A 23380-nucleotide genomic window follows, 5' to 3' on the forward strand; every position below is an offset into this window, starting at 1 on the left:
CCTGTTCTGCTTATTGTTCGCGCAGGCGTTGGCGATAACGTTCCTGGCTGCGCCAGAGATGCTGCCGCATCGCCTCGCGTGCGCCTGTGGCATCCTGCGCCGAAATGGCCTTGAGAATGGCGAGGTGCTCCTGTTGCAGCCCCTGCTGGTATTCCAGCGTCAGCACGCTGTCGGTGCCCCAGGGCGACGCCACATCGCAGGGAATGGTGCGGCTGCCCAACCCGTCGAGCACCTCGATATAGAACGGATTATTGGTCGCTGCCGCGATAGCCCGGTGAAAGGCAAAGTCGGTCTTGCCTGTGGGCGTGCCGGCCTTGATCTGCCGCTCGAACTCGTTCCAGGCCTCTTGGATGGCAGCGTCCTGGCTCGAGCTGCGCCGCAGTGCAGCAAGCCCCGCGGACTCGATCTCGATGCCCATGCGCACTTCCAGCACATTGAGCGCCACCGAGATCTTGTTCGAGCTCTCGGCACCAATGGCGGTGAAGGCGCTTGCCGCATTGGCGACGACAAACACACCCGCGCCCTGGCGCGGCTGCACCAGCCCGTCCGCCGCCAGCGCCGCAATCGCTTCGCGCACCACCGTCCGGCTGACCCCGAAGATACTGGTCATCTGGCTTTCGGTCGGCAGCTTGCTGCCGGCGCTGTATTCGCCCGCACTGATCCGCTTGCGCAAATTGCCGATCACCAGATCGGCCAGCTTGGGCTTGCGCCCCAGCGCCAGTGCTTCGTCATTCAGGCTCATCAATTCCCCCGGAACAGCGCCGGCAACCACAGCGACAATGCGGGAACATAGGTCACCAGGCCCAGCACGACGATCCCCGCGCCATAGAAGGGCCAGATCGAGCGCATGGCTTCCCAGATCGATATCTTGCCCACGGCCGCTGCCACGAATTGCACCGGCCCCAGCGGCGGCGTGTTCAATCCAATACCCAGATTGAGGATCATGATCACCCCGAAATGCACGGGGTCCACACCGAACGATGTCACCACCGGCAGGAAAATCGGCGTCGTGATGATGATCAGCGGTCCCATATCCATGAAGGTGCCCAGCACCAGCAGGATCACATTGATCATCAGCAGGATCACCAGCGGATCGCTGGAAATACCGCTCATGAAATCGATCATCAGCGTGGCAATCTTGAGATAGGCCATCAGCCAGCCAAAGGCTGCCGCCGAGCCGATGATGAACAGCACCATGGCCGTCGTTTTGACCGCGCCAAGCGTGGAATGCACAAACTCCGACCAGGTCAGCGATCGATAGACCAGCAGTGTCACAAGCAGCGCATAGAGAACCGCGATGCATGAGCTTTCGGTGGCCGTGAAGACGCCCGAGCGCACGCCGCCGAATATGATCACAATCAGCAGCAGGCCCGGCACCGCCACCACCAGGTAATGCCCAGCCTTGCGGAAGCCCGGGAAAGGCTCGGTGGGATAGCCGCGCCGCCGCGCCACGATATAGGCGGTGATCATCAGGGCCAGCGCCAGCAGCAAACCGGGAATGACACCCGCCGTGAACAGGTCCGCAATCGAGATACGCCCGCCGCCCGAGATCGAATAGATGATCATGTTGTGGCTGGGCGGCAGCAACAGCGCAATCAACGCTGCCATGGAGGTGACGTTCACCGCATAGTCGGCGCCATAGCCGCGCGCCTTCATCTGCGGCACCATGATCCCGCCCACGGCAGCCGCTTCGGCAACGGCCGAACCGGAAATGCCACCGAACAGGGTTGAAGCCAGGATATTCACCTGCCCCAACCCGCCGCGCACATGCCCGATCAGCGAGCCGGCAAAGGCGATGATCCGCGCGGCAATGCCACCGCGCATCATCAGGTCGCCGGCGAAGATGAAGAAAGGAATTGCCATGAGCGTGAAGAGGGACACGCCGGAGTTGAGCCGCTGGAACACCACTACCGGCGGCAGGCCGAGATAGACCACCGTGGCGAAGCTGGCCAGGCCCAGGCAGAAGGCAATCGGCGTCCCCAGCAGCATCAGCGTGGTGAACACACCGAACAGGATTGCATATTCCATGGTGGTTCAGACCTCGGTGATTTCGCTGGCAACGCTGGCCGAATCCACCGGTTCGCCAGCCAGGCGCAGCGCCATGCGTTCGATGATGAACAGGCACATCAGCGCGCCCGAAACGATGATCGGAAAATAGGTGAATGCGGTGGACAGGCCCACGACCGGGATCTGCGTTGACCAGAACCGGATCGCCAGTTCGGAGCCGTAGAACACCATGCCGGCGGCAAAGATGAAGATGAAAATGTCGCTGATGCTGCGCAGCCAGGGCAATGCACTGTCGGGCAGCACATAGAGCAACACGTCAAAGCCCATGTGGAACTTTTCACGCACGCCGACAGCCGCGCCCAGGAAGATGAACCAGCTCATGATCATGATGGCGCCAGCCTCGGTCCAGGCGGGCGACGAATTGATCACAAACCGCATGAACACCTGGTAGGCAACCACGCTGGTCATCGCCACCAGCCCCAGGCCCGCCAGCCACATGACGATGAGCGACAGTCGGGAAAGAATGCGGCTGAGCGCAAGTAGCCGGGCTTTCAAGTCAGCCTCCGCGATCGCGCGCCGTTGCGCGGGATGGATGAAGACGGGCCGGCATCGGGTGCCGGCCCGAGTGGCTTACTCCTGCGTCGCCTGGATGCGGGCAACCAGGTCCTGCAGCTTGGGATCGGTGACATATTTCGCGTAGACCGGCTTCATCGCGTCGATGAACGGGGTCTTGTCGACCGTGTTGATCACAGCGCCGCCGGCTTCCACCTTGGCCTTGGATTCCACTTCCTTGGCCGCCCACAGCTCACGCTGCTTGCTGACCGACTCCTTGGCCGCCGCGCGCACCGCAGCCTGATCCTCGGCCGACAGCTTGTCCCAGCTCAGCTTGGACATCACCAGCACTTCGGGCACCATGAGGTGCTCGTCGAGCGAGTAGTACTTGGCCACTTCCGAATGGCCTGCCGTGTCATAGCTGGGGTAGTTGTTTTCAGCGCCGTCGATAACGCCGGTCTGGATGCCAGAATAGACTTCGCCATAAGGCATCGGCGTGGCATTGCCACCCAGCGCCGCCACCATGTCCACGAAGATGTCGGACTGCATCACGCGCAGCTTCATGCCCGTCAGGTCGGCGGGCGAATTGATCGGCTTTTCGCTGTTGTAGAACGAGCGCGCGCCGCCGTCGTAGAAGGCCAGGGCCACCAGATCCACCGCTTCAAAGGCGGCGAGGATCTCGTCGCCGATCGGACCATCCAGTACAGCGTGGAAATGGTCGGCCGAGCGGAAGATATAGGGCAGCTGGGTCACGGTGGCTTCGGGCACCTGCGTGCCGAAGGCGCCGATGGAAATGCGGTTGAGGTCGATCACGCCGAACTGGGTCTGTTCGATCGTGTCCTTTTCTTCACCCAGCTGGGCGGAGTGGAACACCTCGACCGAATAGCGGCCGTCGGTCTTTTCCTTCACCAGCTCGCCGAAATACTTCACCGCCTCGACAGTCGGATAACCGTCGGGGTGGGTATCGGATGAGCGCAGCACCGTCTGGGCACTGGCCGTAGCAACCATCAGGCTCGCAACGGCAAGCGCCGTCACTGCCACTCTAGGCAGATGAAACATGTAGTCCTCCCAATTGACTGGTGACATCGGCGAGGCTCGTCCTCCGCGCCTGAAAGGCCGATGCCATTCCCCCTAGGGCGCAGGCCTGGCCTGTCGCCACTCAGGCCACCGCCCCTCCTCCAAGGCTAGCGGACAACCCGATGTTCAAACTGGTATGGAAGTCCAAAACACAAGTCAACATACAATCGCTTGTATGTTGTATGATGACTGTGCCGTCACCGGGACGATGGACGGCAAACAAAAACGCCGCCGGAAGTCCCGGCGGCGTAATCTGCAACTGCTATGGGCGTCGATCAGATGTGGATCGCACCATCGCCCAGCGACAGCGCTGCTTCGCGCACTGCTTCCGACAGGGTCGGATGGGCGTGAGTCGAGCGCGCCAGATCTTCGGCGGCACCCGAGAACTCCATCAGTACCACCAGTTCGTGGATCATCTCGCCGGCATTCTTGCCCACGATATGGGCGCCGAGCACGCGGTCGGTTTCCACGTCCGCCAGGATCTTCACAAAGCCCTGCGTGGCCAGCATGGCCTTGGCACGGCCATTGGCGGTGAAGGGGAACTTGCCGATCTTGTAGTCGATGCCCTCGGCCTTGAGCTCGTCCTCGGTCTTGCCCACCGAGGCGATTTCGGGATTGGTATAGACCACGGCGGGGATGGCAGCATAGTTCACATGCCCGGCCTGACCGCTGAGGGTTTCGGCCACGGCAATGCCCTCGTCCTCGGCCTTGTGCGCCAGCATCGGGCCGGCAATCACATCGCCAATGGCATAGATGCCGTCGATCGAGGTCTTGTAGTGTGCATCCACGCGCACCCGGCCGCGCTCATCCAGCGCCACGCCAACGATATCCAGGCCCAGCCCTTCGGTGAACGGCTTGCGACCGATGGCCACCAGCGCCACGTCGGCGTCGAGGATTTCCATGTCGCCGCCCTTGGCCGGTTCAACCCGCACCTTGAGCGAGCCGTCCTCCTGCTTGTCGATGCCGGCGACCTTGCTGGAGAGCTTGAACTCCATGCCCTGCTTCTGGAGGATGCGCTGGAACTGGCGAGCCACTTCGCTGTCCATGCCGGGCAGGATTCGGTCGAGATACTCAACGACCGTCACCTGCGCGCCAAGGCGCGCCCAGACCGAGCCCAGCTCCAGCCCGATAACGCCGGCGCCGATCACCAGCAGCTTGTTCGGCACCTTGCTCAGGTTGAGCGCACCGGTGGAACTGACGATCGTCTTTTCATCGATATCGATACCCGGCAGGCCGGCTGACACCGAGCCGGTGGCGATCACAATATTCTTGGTCTCGATCTCGGTGGCGCTGCCGTTCTGTGGCGTCACATGCACCTTGCCCGGCGCAGCGATCGTGCCAATGCCGCGGAACACGGTGATCTTGTTCTTCTTGAACAGATAGTCCACGCCGCCGACATTGGCCGCCACGGTCTCGGACTTGTGGTTCATCATCTGCGGCAGGTTCAGCACCGGCGCCGGAATATCGATGCCCAGCGCCTTGAAGCCATGCCCGGCCTCTTCAAACAGTTCGGAAGCGTGCAGCAGCGCCTTGGACGGAATGCAGCCGATATTCAGGCACGTGCCGCCCAGCGTTGGCCACTTCTCCACCACTGCAACCTTCATCCCCAGTTGCGCCGCACGGATCGCGGCAACATAGCCGCCCGGACCCGAGCCGATGATGGTGAGGTCGAAAACGTCTGCCATTGGAAGCCCCAAAACTGTCTAGTGCTGCTGCGCCAGTGCGACGCGCACGGCCAGCAGGATGAACGTAATGCCGGTGACTCGATTAAACCATCGGCCGAAGCGGAAAAAACCCTCCCGCACCCAGGCCGTAGTAAAGAAAACCGAGACCAGTGCGAACCAGGCAAAAAGCATGATGCTCATGCACAGGACATACACAACCTTCACGTCGCCGCCCGTGTGCGCGGAGACCAGGCTCGTGAACAGCGCCAGGAAGAACAACACGGCCTTTGGGTTGAGCAGGTTCGTCAGGAACCCCAGCGCAAAGGCAGCCATGTCGCCGCGCCGCGTCACGGCCAGTTCGCTCGCCTGCGGCGGCTTGGGCGGCGGACTGCGCAGTGCCGAGATCGCCAGGTAGACCAGATAGGCCGCGCCGGCCCACTTGAGAATATTGAACAGCAACAGGGACTGCCCGACGATCACGCCGACACCCAGCAGCGTATAGCTGCCGTGCACCAGGATCGAGGTAGCGATGCCTGCCGAGGTAAACAGCGCCGCGCGCCGATCGTGGGCAATCGACTGCCGCAGCACCATGGCGAAATCGGCGCCCGGAATGACTGCATTGATGCCGAAGGCCAGCATCAGCGTCGCAAACTCCAGCCAAGGAATCGTCACTTACACACCGTTGCCCGGGCTCACCGCCCTCTGTTGATCGACTGCCTGCATATCGCGTTGTGGCGCGCAGGGCTAGAATGCAACGCCAACAAACATCATCACCAGTCCCGCTGCCGACACCATCCAGATGCCGGACCGCAGAAAAGGAATGCCCGAGATATAGGCCGGCAGATAGGCGATGCGCATGGCCAGCCAGATCTCGGCGCCCCATTGCGTCAACCCGTCGCTGCGCCCGGTCAATTCGGTGGCCACGGCCAGCGCAATGAAGAGGCCATATGTTTCCAGAAAGTTGCGCAGGGCCTTTTCGGCGCGGGCATTGAGCAGGCTGGGCGCCCGCTCGTTGTCGCGCGCCGAACCGGCAAACAGAATGCCATGGTCCATGCGATAAAAGGTCGACTGCACCAGGATATAGGCCGCAGCCACAGCCGCGCTCCACACCAGGCACGTCATTTCGATGCTCATTGCCTACTCCGCGCTGGACAGTTTCCAGGCCCTCACCAAGCATTCCACCGGCGGCCAGGCAAGCTGCCCGGCCTACTGTGCAGCGATCTTTTGTGCTTTGGCCAAGGTGTCGGGCAGGCTCTTGTCGATGTCGAGCGCGCCGCTGTTCACCTGCTCGAGAAAGCCCTGGCAGAACGCGTCCTTGTCCTCGGCCTTGTTATAGGCGCTCATGATCTGGCTACCGCCATAGGTCTCGGCCTTGGCGATCTCTTCCTCGCTCACTCCGCCCACACGGGCCGCCACGCGCATGGCCAGGTCGAGGAAGCCAACATTGCGCAGATACCAGTTCTCATTGGCCGTCTGATAGGCTGCATCCAGCCCGGTGGTTTCGTAGCAATGGGTGGTCATCACCGAAACAATTGCCTTGCTGCCCTGGAAGGCCATCAGCTCGCCCACCAGTTCGGGGTCGGCAGCCTCCTGCGCTTGTGCCGGGGCAACCAGCAGCAGGGCGATGGCAAACAGTTTCTTCAACAGGCAGCTCCAGGCAGGTCGGTGCAGAGACAACCCTCCATAGCGGTCCAAAGCGCTACCATTGTGTTAATTCGTCTTGCGCCCACGCCTTCGTGAACGGCACCTAATGCGCAATGCCGGCCTCAGGGCACAATGCCCCGGCCGCCGGTCACGTCGATCACCGTACCGGTCGAATAGCGCGCCGCATCCGACATCAGCCACATAACGGCCTCGGCCACCTCGTCTGCCGTGCCGGGCCGCGGCATCGGCAGGTCCGGCCCAAGACGGTGCGCGCGATCGGGGTCACCGGCGGAGGCATGGATGTCGGTGTCGATGATACCCGGGCGTACGGCATTGACGCGGATGCCCTCTCGCACCACCTCCAGCGCCAGCCCGACGGTGAAACTGTCGATCGCGCCCTTGGCAGCGGCATAGTCCACAAAAACCCCGGGAGACCCGAGCTTGGCCGCCACGGAGGTAATGTTGACAATCGACCCACCCTGCCCGCCATGTCGGCTCGACATGCGCCGCACGGCACGCCCCGAGCACAGCACCGTGCCATAGACATTGATGCCAAACATGCGCTGCAACCGCGCGAGGTCAAAATCCTCCACGCGGGCGGCCACATCGACGACCCCGGCATTGTTGACTAACCCGATCAGCCTGCCCATGCGGTCGGCCGCGGCAAACATCGCATCGACATCGGCCTCCACCGACACATCGCCGGCCACTGCCTCCGCCCGGCCACCCGCCGCCGCAATCTCGGCGCAGACAGCCTCGGCAGCAGCAACATTGCTGTTGTAATTGATCAGCACTGCATGGCCGCGCGCGGCCGCCATCCGGGCAATTGCAGCGCCAATGCCGCGCGATCCGCCGGTCACCAAAACGATGCCGTTTTCCATCCTGTCCCCCACAAGTGGAAAGGGCCGGAGCATCGCTCCGGCCCTTGATGATTAGAGGTCGAGCACGAGCCGCTCGGGCGCCTCAAGGCTTTCCTTGACGCGCACAAGGAACGTCACCGCTTCCTTGCCGTCCACGATACGGTGGTCATAGCTCAGCGCCAGATACATCATCGGACGGATGACGATCTGCCCACCCACGACCACAGGACGCTCCTGGATCTTGTGCATGCCTAGAATGCCCGACTGCGGGGCATTCAGGATCGGCGTACTCATCAGCGAGCCATAGACGCCACCATTGGAGATGGTGAAGGTGCCGCCCTGCATGTCGGCCATCGAGAGCTGGCCGTCGCGTGCCTTCTTGCCCAGCACATTGATCGACTTCTCGATCTCGGCAATGCTCATCTGGTCGGCGTCACGCACCACCGGAACCACCAGGCCCTTGTCGGTGCCCACGGCCACGCCGATATGCGCATAGCTCTTGTAGACCAGGTCATCGCCGTCGATCTCGGCATTGACCGCCGGGATTTCCTTGAGCGCATGCACCACAGCCTTGGTGAAGAAGCCCATGAAGCCCAGCTTGACGCCGTGCTTCTTCTCGAACAGCTCCTTGTACTGGGTCCGCAGGTCCATTACCGGCTGCATGTCCACCTCGTTGAAGGTGGTGAGCATCGCGGCGGTGTTCTGTGCGTCCTTGAGGCGCCGGGCAATGGTCTGGCGCAGACGGGTCATCTTGACCCGCTCTTCGCGAGCACCCTCTTCAGCCGATACTGGCGCGCGCGGCGCAGCGGCAGGCTTGGACGCCTCGGCCGGCTTGGCGGCCGGTGCTGCCGGCGCAGGCGCCGCAGCCGGCTTGCTCATGGCCGACAGGATGTCTTCCTTGAGCACCTGACCGCGCTTGCCCGAGCCCTCGACCTCGGCAGGATTGATGCCGTTCTCGGTGGCCAGCTTCTGGGCGGACGGAGCCGGAGCCATGCTGGTCGGGGCGGCAGGTGCCGCAGCCGGTTCCGGCTTGATCGGCTCGGGACCTGCTGCATTGCCGGCCGGAACCTCGGCCTTGGCTGGCTCGGCAGCAGGCTTGGCCGCCGCTGCACCGGCACCGCCGGCCGCAATGGCACCCAGCAGGGCGCCGACGTCCACGGTCTCGCCGGGCTTGGCAGCAATGGCTTCCAGCACGCCGGCGGCAGGCGCCGGCACTTCGATGGTCACCTTGTCGGTTTCGAGCTCAACGATGGGCTCATCGGCGGAAACGGTGTCCCCGACCTTCTTGAACCACTGGCCGATCGTGGCCTCGGTCACGCTTTCGCCAAGGGTGGGGACGCGGATTTCAGTCGACATTGTTCTGTCCTTTTATTGCGCGAACGCTTCGTCGAGGAAGGCTTGCAGCTGGGCAAGATGCGTCCGCATCAGGCCCGTTGCCGTGGATGCGGAAGCCGGGCGGCCGGTGTAGCGCACGCGCTGGCCCGTCCGGCCCATCTGGTCAAATACCCACTCAACATAAGGCTGAATGAAGGCCCAGGCACCCATGTTCTTAGGTTCTTCCTGGCACCAGATCACTTCGGCATTCTTGAAGCGGTTCAACTCGTCCAGCAGCGCCTTGGCCGGGAACGGGTAGAGCTGTTCGATGCGCAGCAGATAAACATCGTTGATGCCCTTCTTCTCACGCTCTTCCAGCAGGTCATAATAGACCTTGCCCGTGCACAGGATCACGCGACGGATCTGCTCGTCACGCACCAGCTTGGTCGTGGTCTTGGGCATGCCGGGGGCTTCTGCGTCGTCCCACAGCAAACGGTGGAAGCAGGAGTCCGGACCCATTTCGACCAGGCCCGAGGTGGCGCGCTTGTGGCGCAGCAGGCTCTTGGGCGTCATCAGGATCAGCGGCTTGCGGAAGTCGCGCGTTACCTGGCGGCGCAGGGCGTGGAAATAGTTCGCCGGCGTCGTGCAGTTGGCAACCTGCATGTTGTCTTCTGCGCACAGCTGCAGGAAGCGCTCCGGACGCGCCGAGGAATGCTCGGGGCCCTGGCCTTCATAGCCATGCGGCAGCAGCATCACCAGGCCCGACATGCGGAACCACTTGCGTTCACCCGAGCTGATGAACTGGTCGATCACCACCTGCGCGCCGTTCACGAAGTCGCCGAACTGGGCTTCCCAGATGGTCAGCGCCTTGGGCTCGGCCAGCGAATAGCCATACTCGAAGCCCAGCACGGCCTCTTCGGAGAGCATCGAGTTGATGACCTCGTAGCGGCTCTGGTCCGCTTCCAGATTGTTCAGCGGCGTATAGGTCTTGCCGTCGACTTCCTGGTCATTGAGCACCGAATGGCGCTGGCTGAATGTGCCGCGTTCGCAGTCCTGGCCGCTCAGGCGCACCGGATGGCCTTCGGTCACCAGCGTACCGAACGCCAGCGCCTCGGCCGTTGCCCAGTCGATACCCTCGCCCGATTCGATCGCCGCCAGGCGGTTGTCCATGAAGCGCTTGACCGTCTTGTGGACGTTGAAGCCCTCTGGAATGCGCGTCAGCGCCGTGCCGATCTTGCTCAGGCGATCGACGGGCACACCCGTCTCGCCACGACGCGGACCTTCCTGGTCGGCGGGGCGGAAATCCTTCCACGCACCGTCAAGCCAGTCAGCCTTGTTCGGGCGATAGTCCTGCCCGGCTTCGAACTCGGATTCGAGCTTGGCGCGCCAGTCGGCCTTGAGCTTGTCGACTTCGGCAGCCGTCAGCAGCCCTTCGGCCACCAGCTTTTCCGAGTAGATCTCGAGCGTGGTCTTGTGCGCGCGGATCTTGGAATACATCAGCGGCTGGGTGAAGCTGGGCTCGTCGCCTTCGTTGTGGCCGAAGCGGCGATAGCAGAACATGTCGATCACGACCGGCTTGCCGAACTTCTGGCGATATTCCACGGCCACCTTGGCCGCGAACACCACAGCTTCCGGATCGTCGCCGTTCACATGCAGCACCGGCGCCTCGATCATCTTGGCGACATCGGTGGGATAGGGAGACGAGCGCGAATACATCGGGCTCGTGGTGAAGCCGATCTGGTTGTTGATCACGAAGTGGATCGAGCCACCCGTGCGGTGACCCTTGAGACCAGACAGACCAAGGCATTCGGCGATCACGCCCTGCCCGGCAAAGGCCGCATCGCCATGGATCAGCAGCGGCAGGACCATGGAGCGGTCAGGCTTGCCCTCGGTGACCATGTTGACCAGGCGGCCGTCAGGGGAGATGTGCTGATCCTGCTTGGCGCGGGACTTGCCCAGCACCACCGGATCAACGATTTCCAGGTGGCTCGGATTGGCCGTCAGCGACAGGTGCACCTTGTTGCCGTCGAAGTCGCGGTCCGAGGAAGCACCCAGATGGTACTTCACGTCGCCCGAACCTTCCACGTCGTCCGGATAGAACGCGCCGCCCTTGAACTCGTGGAACAGCGCGCGATGCGGCTTGCCCAGCACCTGGGTCAAAACGTTCAGGCGCCCGCGGTGGGCCATGCCCAGCACGATGTCCTTGATGCCCAGCGCACCGCCGCGCTTGATGATCTGCTCGAGCGCCGGAATGGTGGCTTCCGCGCCGTCCAGACCAAAGCGCTTGGTGCCGGTGTACTTGACGTCGATGAACTTCTCGAAGCCCTCGGACTCAACCAGCTTGTTCAGGATTGCCTTCTTGCCCTCGGCAGTGAAGGTGATTTCCTTGTCCGGCCCTTCGATGCGCTCCTGGATCCAGGCCTTGGCCTCGGGATCGGAGATATGCATGAATTCAATGCCCACGGTGCCGCAATAGGTGCGCTGCAGGATCGCCAGCATCTCGGGGATCGTGGCGTATTCCAGGCCCAGATAGTTGTCGATAAAGATCTTGCGGCCATAGTCGGCTTCGGTGAAGCCATAGCTGCGCGGATCCAGTTCCGGCGCCGGCTCGTCGGCCTTCATCTTGAGCGGATCGAGATCGGCATGCAGGTGGCCGCGCATGCGATAGGCGCGAATCATCATGATGGCGCGGATGGAATCGCGCGTGGCCTGCAGCACATCGGCTGCGCTGGCCGGGGCAGCGCCCTGGGATTCGGCCTTCTTGGCAACGGCCTTCTCGGTCTTGACGGCGATCTCGCCCCAATTGCCATCTAGCGCACTGACCAGTTCGCCATTGGCGCTCTGCGGCCAGTCCTTGCGGCCCCAGCTGGGACCGTCGGCGTTCTTCTGGGCCACGCCCTCGCCGTCGTCGAGCTTGGAAAAGAAGCTCTTCCAGGTGTCGTCCACGCTGGCCGGATCAGTCTTGTATCGGGAATAGAGCTGTTCGATGTAGTCGGCGTTCCCACCATAGAGGAAGGAAGTCAGCAAGAACTGGTCGTTCTTTTCCTGTCGTGTCATCGCTTTTATGTCGCGAGGCCCACGCCCCGCCATCCTTCTGAACAGACCGGCATATTGCCGGTCAAATGCGCGGTCACCAAAGTTGCAGAATAGTGCCCGCTCTTCCTTTGCATCTTATTAAGACTTGCGGCGCCCCAGAAGGCGCCGCGGCTCATTCACACTCTACTGCCGCAAATCACAGCCGACTTATCACCGTTCTGTGTCCGAAGCGCGACCGCCTTTGGTCTATGTCCTCAACCCTTGAGAACTTCGGCCAGCGTGCGGCCGATCCGTGCCGGCGACTTCGACATGCGGATGCCCGCTGCCTCCATCGCGGCAATCTTGTCTTCCGCGCCGCCCTTACCGCCCGAAATTACGGCACCAGCATGACCCATGGTGCGACCCTTGGGCGCCGTCAGACCGGCAATGAAGCCAGCCATCGGCTTCTTGCGGCCGCGCTTGGCTTCGTCGATCAGGAACTGCGCGGCGTCTTCCTCGGCCGAACCGCCGATTTCGCCGATCATGATGATCGACTTGGTGGCTTCGTCGGCCAGGAACATTTCCAGCATGTCGATGAATTCGGTGCCCTTGACCGGGTCGCCGCCGATACCGACGGCTGTCGTCTGGCCAAGGCCTTCGTTGGTCGTCTGGAACACAGCTTCATAGGTAAGCGTGCCCGAGCGGGAAACAATGCCCACCGAGCCCTTCGAGAAGATCGAACCGGGCATGATGCCGATCTTGCATTCTTCCGGCGTCAGCACGCCCGGGCAGTTTGGCCCGATCAGGCGCGACTTGCTCTTTTCCAGCTTGGCCTTGACGCGCACCATGTCGAGCACCGGCACGCCTTCGGTGATGCACACGATCAGCGGGATTTCCGCGTCGATGGCTTCTTCGATGGCCGCAGCGGCGCCCGCCGGCGGCACATAGATCACCGAGGCATTGGCGCCGGTCTTGGCCTTGCCTTCAGCCACCGAGGTGAAGATCGGCAGTTCGGTGCCATCAACGCCCGAAGACCAGGTCTCGCCGCCCTTCTTGGGATGGGTGCCACCCACCATCTTGGTGCCGTAGTAGGCCAGCGCCTGTTCGGTGTGGAACGTACCGGTCTTGCCGGTCAGGCCCTGCACGAGAACCTTGGTGTCTTTGTTGACGAGGATCGACATGGATTTCTCTTTCGTCGTTGGGCGCTCGGCGCCGTCATCCGCCTGAACACAGGCGCCGTTGGTTATGGGGTCTTGGGTCTGGGGCGTACGATGGACAGCTGCATTACGAGGCTGCCATCAGCCCAATGGGCCAGCAGCTGACGGGACGAATCGTCCTTGCCCATCAGGCTGGCATAGTGGTTGTCGTCTGTGGTCGTGGTGTCACCCACATAGCTCCCCAGGTCGAGGATGGACTGGAACGCTGCCAGGCCATCGCCACTCACATCGATCATGTCGATGCGGCAATAGCCGAATGTGGTTTCAGGATAGGTCTCGAACAGCGAAAACATGTCGGCCCGCCCCAGATTGGGGAACTCCCGGCTGCCGCCAAAAGACTGCACATAGGGGCTTTCGGCATTCTGGGCATAGGCTTCCCAGCCCAGCGCCATGGCGTTCTCGACTGCCAGCACATCGCCGCTGGCAAACTTCTCGCACACGTGCAGTGCAGCCACCGCCGGCGGCTCGCCCCCGTTCTTGACCTTGCCCTGCGCCACGGCAGGCGTGGCGCAGCAGGCAAGTGCGATCATGAGAGCGAGGCCGGCGCGCATGCCGCTAGCCCTGCACCGCCTTGACGATCTTCTGGGCGGCGTCGTCCAGGTCATCGGCGGAGATCACGTTGAGACCGGACTCGTTTAGGATGGCCTTGCCTTCCTTCACATTGGTGCCTTCCAGACGCACCACGAGCGGCACCTGCAGACCCACTTCCTTGACCGCGGCAATCACACCCTCGGCGATCACGTCGCAGCGCATGATGCCGCCAAAGATGTTGACCAGAATGCCCTTCACCGCCGGATCGGCCGTGATGATCTTGAACGCTGCCGTCACCTTCTCCTTGGAAGCGCCGCCACCGACGTCCAGGAAGTTAGCCGGCTCTGCGCCATAGAGCTTGATGATGTCCATGGTCGACATCGCCAGGCCGGCGCCATTGACCATGCAGCCGATATTGCCGTCGAGCGCCACATAGGCCAGGTCGAACTTGGACGCTTCGATTTCCTTGGCGTCTTCTTCGCTGAGGTCACGCAGGCTCTTGAGCTCTTCGTGGCGGAAGGCGGCGTTGTTGTCAAAGCTGACCTTGGCATCCAGCACGCGCAGGTGCCCGTCGGTCATCACGATCAGCGGGTTGACCTCGAGCAGGCTCATGTCGGTTTCGACGAATGCCTTGTAGAGAATGGGGAACAGCTTGGCCGCATCGGCCTTGGCATCGCCCTCAAGCGCCAGCGCCGAAACGATCTTGGCCACATCGGCCTCGGTCACGCCGGCGGTCGGATCGATATCGACGGTGATGATCTTTTCGGGCGTGTGTTCGGCAACGGCCTCGATGTCCATGCCGCCTTCGGTGGAGACCACGAAGGACACGCGGCCGCTCTCGCGGTTCACCAGCAGCGAGCAATAGAGCTCGCGGGCAATGTCGGCGCCGTCTTCGATATAGAGGCGGTTGACCTGCTTGCCGGCGTCGCCGGTCTGCTTGGTCACCAGCGTATTGCCCAGCATTTCCTTGGAGAAGGCCACCACGTCGTCGATGGTCTTGGCCAGGCGCACGCCGCCCTTGGCATCAGGACCGAGTTCCTTGAACTTGCCCTTGCCGCGCCCACCGGCGTGGATCTGGCTCTTGACCACATAGAGCGGGCCCGGGAGCGACTTGGCGGCAGCTTCGGCCTCGTCAGCCGAAAAGATCGCCACGCCCGCCGCAACCGGCGCGCCATACGACTTCAGCAGTTCTTTGGCCTGGTGTTCGTGGATGTTCATTGTCTTGACCCTTCGTGAGGCACCTGGTGGTGCTCTGGGAGCCATCCGCCGCAGCGGATGGCGTGGATTTTGAGAACCGGCGAGGCTGTCAGAGCGCCATCAGGCCAGCTTGGGCGCGATCTTCTTGCAGGCGTCGATCAGACCTTCCACGGCAGCGACCGACTTGTCGAAGGCCTTCTGCTCTGCGGAGTTGAGCGAAATCTCCACGACGCGCTCGGCGCCACCGGCACCAATCACGACTGGCACACCCACATAGGTGCCCTTCACGCCATACTGGCCGTCCAGATAGGCGGCAGCGGGCAGCACGCGCTTCTTGTCCTTGAGATAGCTCTCAGCCATCGCGATGGCCGACGTGGCCGGCGCGTAGAAGGCGGAACCGGTCTTGAGCAGACCCACGATCTCGGCGCCGCCATCGCGGGTGCGCTGGATGATCGCGTCGAGCTTTTCCTTGCTCATCCACCCCATCTTGACGATGTCGGTCAGCGGAATGCCGGCAACGGTGGAGTAGCGGGCCAGCGGCACCATGGTGTCGCCATGGCCGCCCAGCACGAAGGCATTGATGTCTTCCACCGACACCTTGAGCTCGTCGGCGATGAAATGCACGAAGCGCGAGCTGTCCAGCACGCCGGCCATGCCGATCACCTGGTTGGTGGGCAGGCCCGAGAACTTCTGCAGCGCCCACACCATGGCGTCGAGCGGGTTGGTGATGCAGATCACGAAGGCCTTGGGGCAATACTTTGCAATGCCCGCGCCCACCTGCTCCATCACCTTGAGGTTGATTTCCAGCAGGTCGTCGCGGCTCATGCCCGGCTTGCGCGGCACGCCGGCGGTGACGATCACCACATCGGCGTCCTTGAGATCCTCGTACTTGGACGTGCCGGTGATCGAGGCATCATAGCCTTCCACCGGAGCCGACTGCGACAGGTCCAGGGCCTTGCCCTGCGGAACACCATCGACAATGTCGAACAACACGATGTCGCCGAGGTCCTTGAGAGCGGCGAGATGGGCGAGCGTGCCGCCAATCTGACCCGAGCCGATAAGAGCGATCTTTTTGCGCGCCATTAGTCCTCATCCCAGACTGCGTTGAATTGGCGCACGTCTTAACCCTGTCGGCCAACAGGGGCAAGTGAACCCTTCGTCGTAAAGCCATTTTGGCCCTTGCTGATAGGCGAAGGGGGCATGCCGAGGGGGCATCAATCACCTAGAGCGGACATCAATCGAGGGCACGGCTCGCGGCGGCCTGCGTGTAGATGCCGATTGAATAGAGGCAATAGTCCACAACGAACCGGCTCTGATACTCAGGTTTGATCGCCTTGAGCAGAAAGTCCGCGCTCAGGTAGGCGTGAGGGAGGACAGTGGTAAGGGCGATCCACTTGTCCCTTTCCCGCGCTTTGAGGGTCCAGGAGATGGGCGGCGGAAACATGGGGTCGCCGGCGCGGGGCGTAACAGACTGGGTTGTGTTGATGAAATCGGGAAGCGTCCCGAAGGTCCTGATATCCTTGCCGCCAAGATGGATCGGCAGCTTGCCTGCCGTGATCTGCGGATAGGGAAACGGCTCCTGACGCACACCGTCCGTCCCGGAGATGTTCATCAGTCCCTGCTCGGTGCTGACCGCGCCTTGCACCTGCCAGGTCAGCTCATCGGCAGAAATGCCGTACCAGAAGCCTTGCCAGACACCGTTGGCATCAAACAGAAACGAGACCAGATCGGCCTCATAGAGATGCCAGCCCGGTGATGGATCGCCCCGGTCGATGAGAGACTTTCGCTTGATTCTGGTGATGTCGAGCACGCTGTCCAGCGTGCTGCGCCCCAGAACCAAAGGGTGCCCAATCTCGTCAGGCGCGGTTGTCGCCTGCACCAGCAGGTCCAATGGCGGCTCTTGCTTGGCCATTCAGCTCTCCGTGGTCGGCGCCTCCCGCAGACCCTGCGCCAGATAATCTTCCGACTGCATCTCGACCAGCCGCGACAGCGTCCGCTCGAACTCGAAAGCGGTCTTGTCGTCCTGACCCAACTGCTCAAGCGGCACCGCGAAGCTGGCACCCAGCTTGACACCCCTGTCGTATAGGCTGTCGATCAGCAGGATGAAGCGCTTGGACGCGCTCGACATCGTCTTGTCCATCTGTGGCACGCCATCGATGATGATGGAATCGAACACCTGTGCGATGTGCACGAAGTCCCGCGACCCCAGCGGCTTCTCGCAAAGGTCGGCAAAGTCAAACCGTGCCGCGCCCATGGCCGTTGCTGGCACCGCGATCTTGCGTCCGATGCTTTCCACCACGCCGGGCTCGCCGGCAACGCCACCGGTGATACGCAGCCATAGCCGATCCATCTCCGCCCGCACCTCTGGCCCCGTGCCAAAGGCATAGACATGCTGTCCGGCAAACTTGAGCCGACGATAATCCTGCGCCGCCGGCAGCGCAGCCACCCGGACATGCGCCTTGAGCCGCGCGATGAAGGGCAGGAAAAGTTGCCGGTTCAACCCGTCGCGATAAAGGTCATCCGGAGCGACATTGGATGTCGCCACCAGCGTCACCCCCTGCGCGAACAGCTTGTCGAACAGCCGGTCCAGCAACATGGCATTGGTTATGTCGTGGACGTGGAATTCATCCAGGCACAGCAGCCGCAGGCCCGAAGCAACCATGGGCTTGACCACCGCCTCGACCGGGTCGGCATCCTTGCCCTTCTTGCTCTTGCGGAACGCCGCCATGCCGGCATGCACTTCGTCCATGAAGGCATGGAAATGCACCCGCCGTTTGCCCGAGATCGGCGCAGCGGCAAAGAACAGGTCCATCAGCATGGTCTTGCCGCGCCCGACCTCGCCATAGAGGTAGAGCCCGGCTACCGGCTCCGGCTTGCGGTCAAAAAGCCTGCCAAGCAGGCCCTTGGGCTTATCGGCTTCCAGCCCCTCCAGCACAGCATCGAGCAGATGCGCTGCCTCGCGCTGGGCCGGATCCGCCACCAGCGCACCACGCGCCACCAGATCGGCATAGGCGGCAGTGACGGCGCCAGATGTTGGCTCAGGCATGGCTTGGGGGGGACGCGCAGACAACAGGGGCGCTCTCGATGGGCCAGACCTCGGCAGGATCATGGCACGATGGACGGCGCGACCGCTCGGCAAGGGCTCGCCATCCGGTCGACTGGGCTCAGGCGCAGTCACTCAAGACAAAGCCGGCCGCGACCGGCCGGCTTTGCCAGGCGATCCTTAGCGGGCCATCGAGATGGCCTGCCCACCGCTCATGGTGCCGATATAGCGACCATTGCTGGGGGCGAGGAAGGCGGCAATATTGCCGTTCTCATCATAGAGCTGCAGCTGGCTGCCAACCTGCTGCCAACCCGACACCGAAGCCAGCGCCGGAATGGTGCAGCCTGGCGACGACGCGCGATAATAGGACGTGCCGGTCTTGGCCGTCATGGGCAGGTTGAGGCGGCACTGCTGCGCGCCGGCCACCACGTTCCACACGCCTTCCGGCCCGCTCGATACCGCACCCGGCTGCGCCAGCGGATCCAGCGATACCACCGACCCCAGGGCTGCAGTTTGCGTGGTCTGTCCGGCAATGGTGGGGTTGGCGGCAACGCCACCCAGAACGGGCTGGCCCGACAGGCCCGGCGCCGGCGTACCGGTCGCACCGATGGCCGGCAGGCTGCCCTGCTGCACCACCGAATTCTGCACAGGCTGCAACTGCGCCGGGGCGCCGATCGTGTTCAGCCCGGCCGTATTGGACTGAGTGGAGGCACAACCGGCCATCAACAGTGCAACGCCCACGATCCCAACGGCCGACAACGATCCGCGCATCCAAATCGTCATGAGTTCGCTCCTGCCCAAAGGCTTAACTATTGTTAACAAGTTGATGGCTTATAGCCAAACCATGTGACTGGTACAACCGCCTGATAAGACCGCCACCCAGCCCATAGCAATGTGGCGCTTTTAGGGGTCTTCACCCGCCATTTCCCGCAGCAGGTCCGCCGCCAGCAGCCGCCCATCGGCTGCCTCGTCCTCGGGCACCTGCACTGGAACACCGTCGGGTCCGAACAAGTTTGGCAGGCCGGGCAGACCACCTTCACCCTGTTCGAGCGGGTGGAAGCCGTGCGCACGCAGCGCTGCCACCAGCACACGCGCCGTACTGGGATTGTCGACGGTGGCAATAATCTCATAGCTCATGGCAGGGCTCCGCTTTGCTGTCAGATCCTGACGGCGATTGACGACCGGGGCAAGCCCAACTGTCGGGATCAGGACCCGCCCGCTTGCCGAACGCTTCACCAGCGCCCCCGGCTTGCATTGCCGTCATCAAAATGATGCAATTGCGGCTAGGTCCTTTCACTGCATGGTGATTTGCCCGACACGCCTGGCCGGCGCTTAGCTTGCCTGACCCCTGTCCTCCTGGAGATCCGATGGGCGCCTACATCGTTCGCCGTCTCCTTTTGATGATACCGACCGTGTTCGGCATCATGGCCATCTCATTTCTCATCACCCAGTTTGCCCCCGGGGGCCCCGTGGAACAGGCCCTGGCCAATCTGTCGGGGCAGAATGTGTCCATGTCCTCCCAGCTTTCTGGCAGCGAGGCCGGCGATTTCACTGGCCAACCGGCCCAGAAGGGCGGCTCGACCTATCGTGGCAGCCAGGGTCTCTCGCCCGAACTGGTCGCCCGCATCGAAAAGCAGTTTGGCTTCGACAAGCCCCCGCTCGAGCGGTTCGGCATGATGCTGTGGAACTATCTGCGCTTCGACTTTGGCGACAGCTATTATCGCGACATCTCGGTCATCGATCTCATCAAGGAAAAGCTGCCCGTCTCGATCTCCTTGGGGCTCTGGATGACACTGCTGTCCTATGGCATTTCCATTCCGCTGGGCATTCGCAAGGCCATCAGTGATGGCTCGCGCTTTGACGTCTGGACCTCAACCCTGGTCATCGTTGGCTATGCCGTGCCCGGCTTCCTGATTGCCATCGCGCTCATCATCCTGTTCGCCGGCGGCAGCTTCTGGTCCATCTTCCCCCTGCGAGGGCTCCATTCCAGCGGCTCGGCAAACTTCCCCTTCCACATCTGGGTGCTCGACTACCTCTGGCATCTGGTGCTGCCCATCATCGCCATGGGCCTGGGTGCTTTCGCCACCACGACGCTGCTGACCAAGAATTCGTTCATCGACGAGATCGGCAAGCAATATGTCACGACCGCCCGCGCCAAGGGCCTGACGGAAAACCAGATCCTCTATGGCCACGTTTTCCGCAATGCCATGATGCTGATCATCGCCAGCTTCCCCGCAGCCTTTGTCGGCGCCTTCTTCGGCGGCTCTTTGCTGATCGAAACCATCTTCTCTCTCGATGGCCTTGGCCTTTTGGGCTTTGTCTCGGTGGCTTCGCGCGACTACCCGGTGGTCTTTGCCACGCTCTATATCTTTTCCCTGCTCGGCCTTGTGGTCTCGCTGATTTCGGATCTGGCCTATATGTGGGTCGATCCGCGGCTCGATTTCGAAAGCCGCGAAGTATGAGCGCGCACGCTGCCCCGGCCCAATCCCCCGTGCGCCGTGGCTGGTTGAGCCCGCTCAACCGCCGCCGCTGGGATAATTTCCGCGCCAATCGTCGCGGCTGGTGGTCACTCTGGCTATTCCTGGCCATGTTCGTTCTGACCCTGGGATCCGAACTCATCGCCAACGATCGCCCCATCGTGGTGTCCTACAAGGGCGAACTGCTGTTCCCGGCATTCGTGGACTATCCCGAGACGCGTTTCGGCGGCTTCCTGGGCATGCCCATTTACACCAGCGACTTCATGGTCAAGGAAATCGCCGACAATGGCTGGGCCATCTGGCCACCCATCCATTTCAGCTACAACACCCGCGATGGGCTCCAGCCCGGCTCGGGCGCTACCCCGCCCAGTTGGCTGCTCAGCCGCGACGAGGCCTGCGCGCGCTATCCGCTTGAGGCCGACGATCCGAACTGCAATTGGAGCAATTTCCACTGGCTGGGCACGGACGGCGAGGCGCATGACGTCTTGGCGCGCCTGCTTTATGGCATGCGCATCTCGATCCTGTTCGGCTTCACCCTCACCATCCTGTCCTCGGTCGTTGGCCTGGTCGCTGGTGCCGTGCAGGGCTATTTCGGCGGCTGGGTCGATCTGGTCTTCCAGCGCTTCATCGAGATCTGGACCTCCATTCCCGCGCTTTACCTGCTCCTGATCATCTCCAGCGTCATCGCCCCCACCTTCTGGGTGCTCCTGGGCATATTGCTGCTGTTTTCCTGGGTATCGCTGGTCGGCATTGTCCGGGCCGAATTCCTGCGCGGCCGCAATTTTGAGTACATTACTGCAGCTCGTGCGCTGGGCGTCTCCAACGCCACCATCATGCTGCGCCACCTTCTGCCCAATGCCATGGTCGCCACGCTCACCTTCATGCCGTTCATCCTGTCGGGGTCGGTTGTGACCCTCACCTCGCTCGATCTGCTTGGGTTGGGTTTGGAAGCCGGCACGCCTTCGCTGGGGGACCTGCTGTTTCAGGGCAAGGAGAACCTCCAGGCCCCATGGCTCGGCCTCACCGGCTTTTTCGCCATTGCCATCATCATGACGCTGCTGGTGTTCATCGGCGAAGCAGTCCGCGACGCCTTCGATCCGCGCAAGGCCTTCGCATGACCGTCCCCCTGCTCTCGGTTCGCGACCTCTCCATCACCTTTGGCGCCAACACCGCCACCCGCAATATCTGCTTTGACATCGCCCCCGGCGAAACCCTGGCGCTGGTAGGGGAAAGCGGCTCGGGCAAGTCGGTGACCGCCCTCTCCATCCTGCGCCTACTGCCACCGTCAGCCCGGCTGACCGGCGAAATCGTCTTCAAGGGCCAGGACCTCGTCACCGCCCCGCCAGCCGAACTGCGCGCTGTCCGCGGCAATGACATCTCCATGATCTTCCAGGAGCCTATGAGCTCCCTCAATCCGGTGCACACCATCGAGCGCCAGATTGGCGAAGTTCTCGCGGTTCACCGCGGCCTTCGCCCCAACGCTGCCCGCGCGCGCACGCTGGAGCTGCTCGACGCGGTCGGCATCGCTGATCCGCGCAGCCGCCTGGCCGCCTATCCCCATCAGCTCTCGGGCGGGCAGCGCCAGCGCGTCATGATCGCAATGGCCCTGGCCAACGAACCCGACCTGCTGGTCGCCGACGAGCCGACAACCGCGCTTGATGTCACCGTTCAGGCCCAGATCCTCACCCTGCTCAAGTCGCTGCAACAGCGCCTGGGCATGGCCATGCTCTTCATTACGCATGACCTGGGTATTGTCCGCTCCATTGCCGACCGCGTGTGCGTCATGACCAATGGCGACATCGTCGAGACCGGTCCGGTCAGCACCATTTTTGCCACGCCCCAGCACGCCTATACGCGCCATCTTCTGGCCGCCGAACCCAAGGGCACCCCGCCAGTCAGCAACCCGGATGCACCAACCATCGTTGATGTGCATGATCTCAAGGTGTGGTTCCCCATCAAACGCGGCATCCTGCGCCGCACCACCGGCCATATCCGCGCCGTCGATGGTGTCGACCTCACCATCCGCCAAGGCGAAACACTGGGCGTAGTCGGCGAATCCGGCTCCGGAAAATCCACCCTTGGCTATGCCCTGTTGCGCCTCGTGCCATCGACCGGCACCATTGTCGTTCTGGGCAATGCCCTGCAACAGCGCTCCTGGAAGGCCATGCGCGCCCTGCGCGCCGATCTCCAGATCGTCTTTCAGGACCCCTTCGGCTCGCTCAGCCCGCGCCTGTCGGTGGATCAGATTATCGGCGAGGGTCTGGCAGTCCACCGCCCCCATCTCACCGCTGCAGAACGCGACGCCCGCGTCGTCACCGCCCTCGGCGAAGTGGGCCTGCCGCCAGAGTCCCGTTACCGCTATCCGCACGAATTCTCCGGCGGCCAGCGCCAGCGTATCGCCATCGCTCGCGCCATGGTGCTCGAACCCAAATTCGTCGTGCTCGATGAACCCACCTCGGCGCTGGACGTCTCCATCCAGGCCCAGGTCGTCGATCTGCTGCGGGAGCTGCAGCGCCGCCATGGCCTGACCTATATGTTCATCAGCCACGATCTCAAGGTCGTGCGGGCCCTGGCCAATCGCCTCATCGTCATGCGCAATGGCAAGATTGTCGAACAGGGCGAGGCCGCAGACATCTTCTCCGCGCCCCAATCCGACTACACCCGCACGCTCATGGCCGCCGCTTTCAATGTCGCGGTGCTGGCGCCCGACGGGTTGCCACGCACAGTTGAGCAGCCCCCCACTGTTGCACCGTCATGATTGCCCCTAGTCTCATCTCAAACT

At 62.6% G+C, this 23380-nt stretch carries 22 protein-coding genes; 3 read left to right on the top strand and 19 right to left on the bottom strand.

Going from position 1 to position 23380, the window contains the following annotated elements:
• Positions 1-10: 10 nt before the first annotated feature.
• The 19 genes from K1177_RS11115 to K1177_RS11205 all read right to left on the bottom strand — a co-directional run bounded on the left by K1177_RS11115 (position 11) and on the right by K1177_RS11205 (position 19258).
• Entirely contained in the window at positions 11-742 is a 732-nt protein-coding gene (locus K1177_RS11115) for a FadR/GntR family transcriptional regulator (protein WP_224703363.1), read from the bottom strand.
• On the bottom strand, positions 742-2028 hold the full coding sequence (locus K1177_RS11120) for a TRAP transporter large permease (protein ID WP_224703364.1): 1287 nt from the start codon (positions 2026-2028) through the stop codon (positions 742-744). The genes K1177_RS11115 and K1177_RS11120 overlap by 1 nt, the downstream gene beginning before the upstream one ends.
• 6 nt (positions 2029-2034) lie before the next feature.
• Positions 2035-2562 (bottom strand): TRAP transporter small permease, encoded by a 528-nt coding sequence (locus tag K1177_RS11125; protein ID WP_224703365.1) that lies wholly within the window; start codon positions 2560-2562, stop codon positions 2035-2037.
• A 75-nt stretch (positions 2563-2637) separates the two neighbouring features.
• Complete coding sequence (locus K1177_RS11130; protein ID WP_396119997.1) at positions 2638-3618, bottom strand: TRAP transporter substrate-binding protein; 981 nt, start codon at positions 3616-3618, stop codon at positions 2638-2640.
• A gap of 293 nt (positions 3619-3911) precedes the next feature.
• Positions 3912-5321, bottom strand: a complete 1410-nt coding sequence (gene lpdA / locus K1177_RS11135) for a dihydrolipoyl dehydrogenase (RefSeq protein ID WP_224703366.1) — start codon at positions 5319-5321, stop codon at positions 3912-3914.
• Between the two features lie 18 nt (positions 5322-5339).
• Positions 5340-5972 (bottom strand): LysE family translocator, encoded by a 633-nt coding sequence (locus K1177_RS11140; RefSeq protein WP_224703367.1) that lies wholly within the window; start codon positions 5970-5972, stop codon positions 5340-5342.
• A gap of 72 nt (positions 5973-6044) precedes the next feature.
• Positions 6045-6434 carry an MAPEG family protein gene (locus K1177_RS11145; RefSeq protein WP_224703368.1) on the bottom strand — a complete coding sequence of 130 codons (390 nt, stop codon included), beginning with the start codon at positions 6432-6434 and terminating at the stop codon, positions 6045-6047.
• A 72-nt stretch (positions 6435-6506) separates the two neighbouring features.
• Positions 6507-6944, bottom strand: a complete 438-nt coding sequence (locus K1177_RS11150) for a hypothetical protein (RefSeq protein ID WP_224703369.1) — start codon at positions 6942-6944, stop codon at positions 6507-6509.
• 122 nt (positions 6945-7066) lie between these two features.
• Positions 7067-7825, bottom strand: coding sequence for an SDR family oxidoreductase (locus K1177_RS11155; protein WP_224703370.1), 759 nt, complete (start codon positions 7823-7825; stop codon positions 7067-7069).
• Positions 7826-7876: 51 nt separating this feature from the next.
• The gene (gene odhB, locus K1177_RS11160) at positions 7877-9160 is read right to left on the bottom strand and encodes a 2-oxoglutarate dehydrogenase complex dihydrolipoyllysine-residue succinyltransferase (RefSeq protein ID WP_224703371.1); all 1284 of its coding nucleotides are present in this window, start codon (positions 9158-9160) and stop codon (positions 7877-7879) included.
• Between the two features lie 12 nt (positions 9161-9172).
• A complete protein-coding gene (locus tag K1177_RS11165; protein ID WP_224703372.1) occupies positions 9173-12175 on the bottom strand; it encodes a 2-oxoglutarate dehydrogenase E1 component in 3003 nt (1000 codons plus the stop codon).
• A gap of 233 nt (positions 12176-12408) precedes the next feature.
• Positions 12409-13314, bottom strand: a complete 906-nt coding sequence (gene sucD / locus K1177_RS11170) for a succinate--CoA ligase subunit alpha (RefSeq protein WP_224703373.1) — start codon at positions 13312-13314, stop codon at positions 12409-12411.
• A 62-nt stretch (positions 13315-13376) separates the two neighbouring features.
• A complete protein-coding gene (locus K1177_RS11175; protein WP_224703374.1) occupies positions 13377-13880 on the bottom strand; it encodes a hypothetical protein in 504 nt (167 codons plus the stop codon).
• Positions 13881-13905: 25 nt separating this feature from the next.
• The gene (gene sucC / locus K1177_RS11180) at positions 13906-15099 is read right to left on the bottom strand and encodes an ADP-forming succinate--CoA ligase subunit beta (RefSeq protein ID WP_224703375.1); all 1194 of its coding nucleotides are present in this window, start codon (positions 15097-15099) and stop codon (positions 13906-13908) included.
• 99 nt (positions 15100-15198) lie between these two features.
• A complete protein-coding gene (gene mdh, locus K1177_RS11185; protein ID WP_224703376.1) occupies positions 15199-16161 on the bottom strand; it encodes a malate dehydrogenase in 963 nt (320 codons plus the stop codon).
• Between the two features lie 151 nt (positions 16162-16312).
• Positions 16313-16990 carry a hypothetical protein gene (locus K1177_RS11190; protein WP_224703377.1) on the bottom strand — a complete coding sequence of 226 codons (678 nt, stop codon included), beginning with the start codon at positions 16988-16990 and terminating at the stop codon, positions 16313-16315.
• Positions 16991-18124, bottom strand: coding sequence for a cell division protein ZapE (gene zapE / locus K1177_RS11195; RefSeq protein WP_224703378.1), 1134 nt, complete (start codon positions 18122-18124; stop codon positions 16991-16993).
• Between the two features lie 177 nt (positions 18125-18301).
• Positions 18302-18904, bottom strand: a complete 603-nt coding sequence (locus K1177_RS11200) for an AprI/Inh family metalloprotease inhibitor (RefSeq protein ID WP_224703379.1) — start codon at positions 18902-18904, stop codon at positions 18302-18304.
• Between the two features lie 120 nt (positions 18905-19024).
• Complete coding sequence (locus K1177_RS11205; protein WP_224703380.1) at positions 19025-19258, bottom strand: hypothetical protein; 234 nt, start codon at positions 19256-19258, stop codon at positions 19025-19027.
• A gap of 230 nt (positions 19259-19488) precedes the next feature.
• On the opposite strand from K1177_RS11205, the gene K1177_RS11210 reads away from it, so the two are divergent.
• Genes K1177_RS11210 through K1177_RS11220 form a run of 3 tightly spaced genes read left to right on the top strand, consistent with a single transcriptional unit; the run spans position 19489 to position 23356 of the window.
• A complete protein-coding gene (locus K1177_RS11210) occupies positions 19489-20583 on the top strand; it encodes a microcin C ABC transporter permease YejB (RefSeq protein ID WP_224703381.1) in 1095 nt (364 codons plus the stop codon).
• Positions 20580-21716, top strand: a complete 1137-nt coding sequence (locus tag K1177_RS11215; RefSeq protein ID WP_224703382.1) for an ABC transporter permease — start codon at positions 20580-20582, stop codon at positions 21714-21716. The genes K1177_RS11210 and K1177_RS11215 overlap by 4 nt, the downstream gene beginning before the upstream one ends.
• Entirely contained in the window at positions 21713-23356 is a 1644-nt protein-coding gene (locus K1177_RS11220) for an ABC transporter ATP-binding protein (protein WP_224703383.1), read from the top strand. The genes K1177_RS11215 and K1177_RS11220 overlap by 4 nt, the downstream gene beginning before the upstream one ends.
• The last annotated feature ends 24 nt before the right edge of the window (positions 23357-23380 follow it).

It is taken from the genome of Devosia aquimaris (genome assembly GCF_020169335.1).
Taxonomy (GTDB): Bacteria; Pseudomonadota; Alphaproteobacteria; order Rhizobiales; family Devosiaceae; genus Devosia; species Devosia aquimaris.

Excerpts from the sequence above, each read along its gene's own strand:
- K1177_RS11115 (WP_224703363.1), bottom strand. The coding sequence starts at position 742 with ATGAGCCTGAATGACGAAGCACTGGCGCTGGGGCGCAAGCCCAAGCTG.
- K1177_RS11120 (WP_224703364.1), bottom strand. The coding sequence starts at position 2,028 with ATGGAATATGCAATCCTGTTCGGTGTGTTCACCACGCTGATGCTGCTG.
- K1177_RS11130 (WP_396119997.1), bottom strand. The coding sequence starts at position 3,618 with ATGTTTCATCTGCCTAGAGTGGCAGTGACGGCGCTTGCCGTTGCGAGC.
- lpdA (WP_224703366.1), bottom strand. The coding sequence starts at position 5,321 with ATGGCAGACGTTTTCGACCTCACCATCATCGGCTCGGGTCCGGGCGGC.
- K1177_RS11145 (WP_224703368.1), bottom strand. The coding sequence starts at position 6,434 with ATGAGCATCGAAATGACGTGCCTGGTGTGGAGCGCGGCTGTGGCTGCG.
- K1177_RS11155 (WP_224703370.1), bottom strand. The coding sequence starts at position 7,825 with ATGGAAAACGGCATCGTTTTGGTGACCGGCGGATCGCGCGGCATTGGC.
- odhB (WP_224703371.1), bottom strand. The coding sequence starts at position 9,160 with ATGTCGACTGAAATCCGCGTCCCCACCCTTGGCGAAAGCGTGACCGAG.
- K1177_RS11165 (WP_224703372.1), bottom strand. The coding sequence starts at position 12,175 with ATGACACGACAGGAAAAGAACGACCAGTTCTTGCTGACTTCCTTCCTC.
- sucD (WP_224703373.1), bottom strand. The coding sequence starts at position 13,314 with ATGTCGATCCTCGTCAACAAAGACACCAAGGTTCTCGTGCAGGGCCTG.
- K1177_RS11175 (WP_224703374.1), bottom strand. The coding sequence starts at position 13,880 with ATGATCGCACTTGCCTGCTGCGCCACGCCTGCCGTGGCGCAGGGCAAG.
- sucC (WP_224703375.1), bottom strand. The coding sequence starts at position 15,099 with ATGAACATCCACGAACACCAGGCCAAAGAACTGCTGAAGTCGTATGGC.
- mdh (WP_224703376.1), bottom strand. The coding sequence starts at position 16,161 with ATGGCGCGCAAAAAGATCGCTCTTATCGGCTCGGGTCAGATTGGCGGC.
- K1177_RS11190 (WP_224703377.1), bottom strand. The coding sequence starts at position 16,990 with ATGGCCAAGCAAGAGCCGCCATTGGACCTGCTGGTGCAGGCGACAACC.
- zapE (WP_224703378.1), bottom strand. The coding sequence starts at position 18,124 with ATGCCTGAGCCAACATCTGGCGCCGTCACTGCCGCCTATGCCGATCTG.
- K1177_RS11200 (WP_224703379.1), bottom strand. The coding sequence starts at position 18,904 with ATGACGATTTGGATGCGCGGATCGTTGTCGGCCGTTGGGATCGTGGGC.
- K1177_RS11205 (WP_224703380.1), bottom strand. The coding sequence starts at position 19,258 with ATGAGCTATGAGATTATTGCCACCGTCGACAATCCCAGTACGGCGCGT.
- K1177_RS11210 (WP_224703381.1), top strand. The coding sequence starts at position 19,489 with ATGGGCGCCTACATCGTTCGCCGTCTCCTTTTGATGATACCGACCGTG.
- K1177_RS11215 (WP_224703382.1), top strand. The coding sequence starts at position 20,580 with ATGAGCGCGCACGCTGCCCCGGCCCAATCCCCCGTGCGCCGTGGCTGG.
- K1177_RS11220 (WP_224703383.1), top strand. The coding sequence starts at position 21,713 with ATGACCGTCCCCCTGCTCTCGGTTCGCGACCTCTCCATCACCTTTGGC.